Below are 7,698 nucleotides of genomic sequence, written 5' to 3' on the forward strand. Positions count from 1 at the left end.
TTAGTTGAGGCCGTGCCCGCGGAAAGCGAAGTAATTAGTCGGAGCATTGCCAATATACATCAAACATTTCAAAATAACTACTTCGCTTAACGCAGTCATTGCACTGATTTTATACTTTCTTAACTTATAAAAAAAGTTATCACCCCATGCCTAGCAATAAGCATAAGGTGATTACGTTTTTCACATGAACGTGAGTAACCTCTTGAAGAGCTTTGCTCTAAACGCTTGAGGTTACAGCACGTATTAATATATTATTTTTCTCATAGTAAAACCGTTATCAAACTAAATGAATATACAAGATAACGTATAACTCCTATTATGCTTGTTTTTCAATATACACTTGATGTGGGAAAGGTATATCAATGTTATTTTGATCAAATGCTTCTTTAATTGCTTTACGAAGCTGTCTTTCAACTGCCCACTGTTCCATATTTTCTGTTTTTGCAATAACCCGAAGTGTAATATCAGAATCACCGATTGTTTGAACACCTAACACATCTGGTCCTTCTACAATTGTCTCATTCTCTTGCTTTATCTTGTCACAGACCTCTTGAAGGACTGTCATGGCATGGTCAATATTATCATCATAAGAGATACCAATGTCAACGAGAGCTCTCATATTACCACGAGAATGATTACTTAGTGAACTAATCTCTCTATTAGGGATAAAATTCAAAGTCCCGTCAAAGCTTCGAATTTGGGTTGTTCGTAAACCTACTTCTTCGACAATACCACCGTATCCTGCTGTCGTTACATAATCGCCAACATCTAGTTGTTTTTCCAGTAATAAGAAAAAACCAGTTACGACATCACTTACCAGACCTTGAGCACCAAAGCCAATTGCTAATCCGATAATACCTGCTCCGGCAATTAACCCTGCAGCATTAATTCCAAATATACCAAGCACTATTACCAAGGTGATAAAAATGAGAACATATGAAAAAAAACTAATTGCTAATGCTTGTAATGTTTGTGTTCTACCAACAGACATCTTCTTTTTAGTCTGTACCTTTGAGAAAGAAGATTGAATTAGTTTTTTTCCAATGGCACGAGTAATCAGGAAAGCAATCAGAATTGCGACTAATTGAATGAGTATAATACCAACATCTAAAATAACTTCTTCCCATTCGATGTTTTCCAACCATTTCATTTTAAAATCGACTCCTTTGCGAGTTATGATTATAACAAAAATTTCATCTGTAAAAAAGCACAAAATAGTTTTTGATGGAGTTGTTTTCGAAATTTAACCTATTTCATTTTCCATTGTTCACCAATCCATTACTATCGCAAATCCAATATGTAAAATATTAAACGTCGTATCTTTCTTATATGGTATCAGTTCCTCATAGCTATATGCTCTGAGGAACTGTCTGAAAATGGTAATGCAATCAATAATCCCTTAATAACGCTCTATAAAAAATCTGCTTACCAAATACCACCCTTTTAAAGGGGTATAGCCAACCAAATTTGGTTGGCTATATCCCTTTAGTTGAATAAGATAGTTAATCTAGAGACCTGAATCTTGCTTCTAGAAAAAGAAGGAGTTACTATTCTCTTCCCCAATTTTATTAATCATAAACCTCCTAGATAGATTATTAAATATACGAAAGCGTTAATATAGAGTTAGCTATATGATAAGTCTATCAAATCATTATAAGAAATTCGCTAACGTAAGTGGATGACAATGATTCAATAGGAAGCATATATACCACCATTCCTTCATATGTACATATAATAATAAAAAGGCATCATAGGTCTTAGCCTATAATGCCTTTAATAACTATTTATTACTCAGCTACATATGGCAATAAAGCCATTGTGCGAGCACGTTTGATTGCTTTTGTAAGCTTACGTTGGTATTTTGCTGAAGTTCCTGTTACACGACGAGGAAGAATTTTCCCGCGCTCAGAGATGAAACGTTTTAGCAAATCCACGTCTTTGTAATCAATGTGTGTAATTCCATTTGCAGTGAAGAAACACACTTTACGACGCTTTGCACGTCCGCGACGAGCTGCCATAAATAACCCTCCTTTTCATTTTAAAATGGTAAATCGTCATCTGATATATCGATAGGCTCTCCATTATTTTTAAATGGGTCCTCTTGGTTTCTATTTGGTTCAAATTGGTTCTGGTTTCTATTTGGTTGGAATCCTGATGTATCCTGTCCTCCACCTTGAGAGGTGCCTTTAGATTCTAAGAATTGTACGCTGTCTGCAACAATTTCTGTAACAAAAACAGTTTTCCCATCCTGACCTTCAAATCTACGCGTTTGCACACGACCATCAACCCCAACCATACTTCCCTTTTTCATGAAGTTCGCTAGGTTCTCTGCTGGTCTACGCCAAACAACACAATTAATGAAGTCGGCTTCACGGTTCCCCTGTTGATTAGAGAATGGACGGTTTACTGCAAGTGTAAAGTTAGCTACAGCTACTCCACTTGGTGTATAACGTAAATCAGGATCCTTCGTTAACCTGCCGACAAGAACGACACGATTTAACATCAGAACCACTCCTTATTATTGATCATCTTCTCGAACTGCAATATGACGAATAATATCATCAGAGAACTTCGCTAGGCGATCAAATTCGTTAATCGCTTGTTCATCAGCACTGAAGTTAATGATTACATAATATCCATCACGGTAGTCATTGATTTCATAAGCAAGACGCTTCTTACCTTTTTCATCAACCTTTTCAATCTCCGCGCCATTATCAGTTAGAATTCCATTGAAACGCTCAATTAAAGCTGTCTGCGCTTCCTCTTCCATATCTGGGCGGATGATGTACATGATTTCATATTTTCTCATCCGTAACACCTCCTTTTGGTCTTAGCGGCTCCTAAATATTGATCAGCATTATTGCCTCCCGCAATAGGAGCAAGGAGTAATCGTAAATTATAATTACTCACAATAGTGTATTATACCAAATCATATTGTAAATAACAAGCCTTCGAGAGATCCTTCAATACATTATACATATATAATATTCGTCCTTAGCGGTTATTTCCTGACTATACATTAAAGCGAAAATGAATGACATCTCCATCTTTTACAACATAGTCTTTACCTTCTAACCGCACTTTTCCATTCTCTTTTGCCTGTGACATTGTTCCTGCTTCTACAAGATCATCATATGATACCGTTTCAGCGCGAATAAATCCTCGTTCAAAATCTGTATGAATAATTCCAGCTGCTTGAGGAGCTTTAATTCCTTTTTGGAATGTCCATGCACGGACCTCCTGTTCTCCTGCTGTAAAGTAAGTAGCTAAGCCTAATAAATGATAGGAAGCTTTGATTAATTTATCTAACCCTGATTCAGCTATTCCTAGATCTTCAAGAAACATTTCCTTTTCTTCGACATCAAGCTCAGCAATTTCTTCTTCAATCTTGGCACATACAACGATAACCTCGGCGTTTTCCTTTGCGGCATAGTCTTTAACCTTTTGTACGTTCTCGTTTGTATCAGGATCGGCAACCTCTTCTTCACTCACATTTGCTACATAGAGTGTCGGTTTACTAGTTAATAGATGTAGACCTTTTACCACTTTATATTGTTCTTCTGTAAAATCTAGTGCACGTACAGGCTTTTCTTCTTCTAAACCAGCTTTAATTTTGACTAGTATATCATACTCTGCAACAGCTGCCTTATCTTTCTGTCTAGCCAATTTTTCTACACGTTGAAAACGTTTGTTAACTGTTTCCAAATCAGCAAGAATTAGTTCCAAGTTAATGATTTCAATATCATCAATGGGATCAATTCTTCCAGATACATGCGTGATGTTATCATCTTGAAAACAACGTACCACTTGGCAAATCGCATCAACTTGACGAATGTGGGATAAAAATTGGTTTCCTAATCCTTCGCCTTTACTAGCTCCCTTCACAATACCAGCAATATCCGTAAATTCAAATGCTGTAGGTACTGTTTTTTTTGGTTTTACTAATTCTGTTAATTTATTTAAGCGATTGTCTGGTACTTCCACTATTCCGACATTAGGATCAATTGTAGCGAATGGATAATTCGCTGCTTCTGCCCCTGCTTGTGTAATAGCATTAAATAATGTTGATTTACCCACATTTGGAAGACCGACAATTCCTGCTGTTAGAGACATTCAACTTTCACTCCTTAAGGATTCCATTCATATAAACGCGTTTGTCATTCTAATTATAGATATTTGCTAGACAAATGACAAGCTGACAAAAAACAAAAATAGGCATAGAAACATGCCTACTTTTGCGTTTTACCCTATCACGTTGTAAATATTTCTTTCTGTCTGCTACCATTGTAACATTTTCTAGGTGTCATAGTCTATTTTAACTACTTTTATTCTTCTGCTTTTTCTAGCACTTTTTTCATTTTTTTAGTGAATTGTCTACGCGGTATCATCACACTATGATCACAGCCTAGACATTTAATTCGAATATCCATACCCATGCGAATAATTTTCCAGCGATTTTCCCCACATGGATGCGGCTTTTTCATCATGACGACATCATTTAACGCAAACTCTTTTCCTTCCATCTTGTTTTTCTCCTTTTTATCTCATTATAACTACTATTTATTATTCTCGCTCAGGTGTTTGTTCCGTTTGACTATTCCCTGATTCTTCATAATTTAATTGGTTTCTATTTGTCTGCGTTTGTTGCAGTTGTGATTTATCACGGTTGAGAATGTTATCTTTTTGTTCACGAGAATACATAACAATTCGTGGTGCAGGGATTTCAATACCTGCTTTATACAGCTTATCCTGCATTTCTTTACGAATATTTCTTTCGCCTGCCCATTGAAAGCCTGGCAGCGTATCTGCAATTACTCGTATAACAAAGTATGAAGCTTCTAAATTTTGCACACCGATAATCTCTGGAACACCGACTAGAAAATCATACTTATCAGGTAACGTTACTGCCACATCATTAATAATCTTCTCCGCATCATCTACACTGCTTTCATATGGAACGTTAATATCAACAATAGCTAGACCATTATGAATAGAGTAATTTATAACCTGAGTGACATTTCCGTTTGGTAAGATATGCATTTCACCTGTCCAACTCAATACTTTTGTAGTTCGTAGACCAATTTCTTCAACTGTTCCTTCGATACCAGCTACTCCAACATAATCCCCTACTGAGAATTGGTCTTCAAAAATAATGAAAAATCCTGAAATGATATCTCTAACAAGATTCTGTGCACCAAAACCAATAGCTAGTCCTGCAACACCGGCACCAGCTAGTAACGCTCCGACCTGAAAACCTAATACATTATCAAGTATCATGATGAACGCAATAAAGTATACAACATAGGTTATCGTACTTTTAATTAATTTTTTCAAAGTATTTTCTCGTCGTTCTGTAATTCGAATTGGGCCATTCTCTCTTCGTTTAAATAAACGATCGACTACCTTACGGGTGACTCGGACAATCATATAAGCTAGTAATAGAATTACTAGAATACGAAATATACCTATGCCTATCTTTAGCCAAAAATCTGCCCCTGTTACATAATCCCAAAACTTAGATAATTCATCACTAAAATTATCTATTTCCTTGCTAACTTCTTCCTTATCCATATGTACCTCCTCCTGCTGTAATTACCTATGTTTTTTTATTTTCTAATTTATCCCATACCGGGAATAATAATAGTCGCGTTAAAACGTATAAATTTAGTATGCCATATATGGGGTACAAATAGTTTATTAATGTCGAGAAACCTAGTGCTGTTAATGGAATCATTGTAACCAAGGTAACAGAAACAATCAACCATAATGGTTTTTTTATATACTCCTTTATACGCGTTACGATACCCAAAATTCCAGAAGCTGCGGTTGTAAAAATAGCAAACCATAATAGAATACTCATCAGTATTAGCATTTCAAACGGGTAGTGCTTTAAAATTGCAAATAAGGGAATCTCATATAACAGTAATTCATCCGCTATTTGAATTAAGCTATTATTATAAATAAACGAGATAACACCAAGTATTAATCCACTACCAACACTTGCTATCCATATCTCCTGCTTGGACTTTACTTTGTTCCCAATTGCCCCCAAGACAGCAATTAGCGGAAGAATATTTAACGCAGTAAATGGAAATGCGGCTGTCCAATTACGCTGCTCATCCCAATGTGAAAATAAATCAAGTTGTTGATCAATGGTAAACCATAATAATACAAATAGCAGTCCTGTCAATAATAATGGTAATATAAATTGATTCATAGAAAGTAGCCCATTTATTCCCTTCATAAATAAAATAATAAGCGCAATAATTATAATACTTATACCCCACCAATAGGGAAAATTAAACGCTTGAGAAGTTGCCCCACTTCCAGCAATCATAATTACGGTTGTTGTAAAAAGATAAATAAATATCATGACATCATATATTACAGTAAGTTTCTCACCGACAATTTCACGTAGCACTGGTAAATAATGCGTCGATTGTCGTTCAAAGCTTATGGTCATTATCACTATACAACAAATCGAAAAAAATAGGCCAAATAAACAAATAGCTAGTCCACTTTCATGACCAAAAAATTGCCACAATTCCCTCCCAGAAGCATATCCAGCTCCTATTGTTGTTCCAATAATTAAAAACATCCATTTCATACCCGCACGCAGCATGTAAGTTCCTCCAATAATTTAAGAATCGATGTATAGATTTCAAAAAATTTCCGTATACTATACCAATATGTATTTGGAGGATAAGCTATGAATTTAAAAAGCAGATTAGGCCGGAGAAATGAAAATTTCCGTATGCTACATACAGAACCTAATTTTATACACGTTATGCGTGAGAAAATTATTTCCTGGATGCCGCACTCGCCACGTGATTATGTAGTGGTATGCATTGGTACGGATCGTTCTACGGGAGACTCTTTAGGCCCATTAACTGGTACACTACTAGCTGAGAAAAAAATTAAACATTTATCGATCTATGGTACACTAGATGAACCCGTTCATGCCACCAATATACATGACTATTTACAGGATATTTATAGCAATCATCACAATCCTTTTGTAATCGCAATAGATGCCTGTTTAGGGAAACACACGTCCATTGGACACCTTATTACTGGTACAGGGCCAATAAAACCTGGAGCAGCCTTTAATAAGCCCCTGCCTGAAGTTGGTGATATTCACCTTACAGGTGTTGTTAATGTTAGTGGGTTTATGGAGTATTCTGTTCTGCAAAACACTAGATTAAGCTTAGTGATGCGAATGGCTAGTAAAACAGCGGACTTATTAGAACAGCTTGATCAGCGATTAATTTATCAGCACCATTCTCCTGCAGTTGTCATTCAAGTCGCCAATCCTACAATACCTAATTAGATTATTGAAGTGATTCGATGGTGTGTACATGCATAGAACAAAAGCACAAGCGCTCGATTAGAAACGTAGCGACTGGAGCGAGTCAAATGCTATAAAGGAATCACGGTGCGGTTGCGAGCCAATGACAACTTATCGTCCATGAAGTCGCCTAGTTTCTAGGCGTTGGAGCTGGACACAGCTCAACACGCTCCTATTTATTGACATGGGCAAATTTTATAATTACCTTGATTTCCTAAACTATTAGAAAAACTGAGCAAAATTCGCTCAGTCCTTATCACTAAATGCTCAGATTTACGCTTCCTCTAGTAGCTATTATGGAATAATAGCTACTGCTTGACCACCACTCCGGCTGCCCACTTCCCTTTCCG

General features: G+C 36.3%; 9 protein-coding genes. 1 reads left to right on the forward strand and 8 read right to left on the reverse strand.

Going from position 1 to position 7,698, the window contains the following annotated elements; genetic code table 11:
- Positions 1 to 316: 316 nt before the first annotated feature.
- The 8 genes from RVS70_RS20965 to RVS70_RS21000 all read right to left on the reverse strand — a co-directional run bounded on the left by RVS70_RS20965 (position 317) and on the right by RVS70_RS21000 (position 6,622).
- Positions 317 to 1,150: a mechanosensitive ion channel family protein gene (locus RVS70_RS20965; protein WP_026681840.1), complete on the reverse strand. Its 834-nt coding sequence runs from the start codon at positions 1,148 to 1,150 to the stop codon at positions 317 to 319.
- Between the two features lie 637 nt (positions 1,151 to 1,787).
- Entirely contained in the window at positions 1,788 to 2,018 is a 231-nt protein-coding gene (gene rpsR, locus RVS70_RS20970; protein ID WP_026681841.1) for a 30S ribosomal protein S18, read from the reverse strand.
- Between the two features lie 20 nt (positions 2,019 to 2,038).
- On the reverse strand, positions 2,039 to 2,503 hold the full coding sequence (ssb, locus tag RVS70_RS20975; protein WP_026681842.1) for a single-stranded DNA-binding protein: 465 nt from the start codon (positions 2,501 to 2,503) through the stop codon (positions 2,039 to 2,041).
- 15 nt (positions 2,504 to 2,518) lie between these two features.
- Positions 2,519 to 2,809, reverse strand: coding sequence for a 30S ribosomal protein S6 (gene rpsF / locus RVS70_RS20980; protein WP_026681843.1), 291 nt, complete (start codon positions 2,807 to 2,809; stop codon positions 2,519 to 2,521).
- Between the two features lie 203 nt (positions 2,810 to 3,012).
- Positions 3,013 to 4,113, reverse strand: coding sequence for a redox-regulated ATPase YchF (ychF, locus tag RVS70_RS20985; protein ID WP_026681844.1), 1,101 nt, complete (start codon positions 4,111 to 4,113; stop codon positions 3,013 to 3,015).
- A gap of 212 nt (positions 4,114 to 4,325) precedes the next feature.
- Positions 4,326 to 4,523 carry a DUF951 domain-containing protein gene (locus RVS70_RS20990; RefSeq protein WP_026681845.1) on the reverse strand — a complete coding sequence of 66 codons (198 nt, stop codon included), beginning with the start codon at positions 4,521 to 4,523 and terminating at the stop codon, positions 4,326 to 4,328.
- Between the two features lie 40 nt (positions 4,524 to 4,563).
- Positions 4,564 to 5,571 carry a mechanosensitive ion channel family protein gene (locus RVS70_RS20995; protein ID WP_321134704.1) on the reverse strand — a complete coding sequence of 336 codons (1,008 nt, stop codon included), beginning with the start codon at positions 5,569 to 5,571 and terminating at the stop codon, positions 4,564 to 4,566.
- Between the two features lie 25 nt (positions 5,572 to 5,596).
- Positions 5,597 to 6,622, reverse strand: coding sequence for a membrane protein (locus tag RVS70_RS21000; RefSeq protein ID WP_026681847.1), 1,026 nt, complete (start codon positions 6,620 to 6,622; stop codon positions 5,597 to 5,599).
- Positions 6,623 to 6,709: 87 nt separating this feature from the next.
- Between RVS70_RS21000 and yyaC the strand changes: the two genes are divergently transcribed.
- Positions 6,710 to 7,330: a spore protease YyaC gene (gene yyaC, locus RVS70_RS21005; RefSeq protein WP_321134706.1), complete on the forward strand. Its 621-nt coding sequence runs from the start codon at positions 6,710 to 6,712 to the stop codon at positions 7,328 to 7,330.
- The last annotated feature ends 368 nt before the right edge of the window (positions 7,331 to 7,698 follow it).

The organism is Virgibacillus sp. M23 (assembly GCF_034190895.1).
In the GTDB taxonomy this organism is placed as follows: Bacteria; Bacillota; Bacilli; order Bacillales; family Amphibacillaceae; genus Virgibacillus; species Virgibacillus salarius.

Bases quoted from the DNA above. Each gene is read 5' to 3' on its own strand.
- rpsF (WP_026681843.1), bottom strand. From the start codon at position 2,809: ATGAGAAAATATGAAATCATGTACATCATCCGCCCAGATATGGAAGAG.
- RVS70_RS20995 (WP_321134704.1), bottom strand. From the start codon at position 5,571: ATGGATAAGGAAGAAGTTAGCAAGGAAATAGATAATTTTAGTGATGAA.
- yyaC (WP_321134706.1), top strand. From the start codon at position 6,710: ATGAATTTAAAAAGCAGATTAGGCCGGAGAAATGAAAATTTCCGTATG.
- ssb (WP_026681842.1), bottom strand. From the start codon at position 2,503: ATGTTAAATCGTGTCGTTCTTGTCGGCAGGTTAACGAAGGATCCTGAT.
- RVS70_RS21000 (WP_026681847.1), bottom strand. From the start codon at position 6,622: ATGCTGCGTGCGGGTATGAAATGGATGTTTTTAATTATTGGAACAACA.
- rpsR (WP_026681841.1), bottom strand. From the start codon at position 2,018: ATGGCAGCTCGTCGCGGACGTGCAAAGCGTCGTAAAGTGTGTTTCTTC.
- ychF (WP_026681844.1), bottom strand. From the start codon at position 4,113: ATGTCTCTAACAGCAGGAATTGTCGGTCTTCCAAATGTGGGTAAATCA.
- RVS70_RS20965 (WP_026681840.1), bottom strand. From the start codon at position 1,150: ATGAAATGGTTGGAAAACATCGAATGGGAAGAAGTTATTTTAGATGTT.
- RVS70_RS20990 (WP_026681845.1), bottom strand. From the start codon at position 4,523: ATGGAAGGAAAAGAGTTTGCGTTAAATGATGTCGTCATGATGAAAAAG.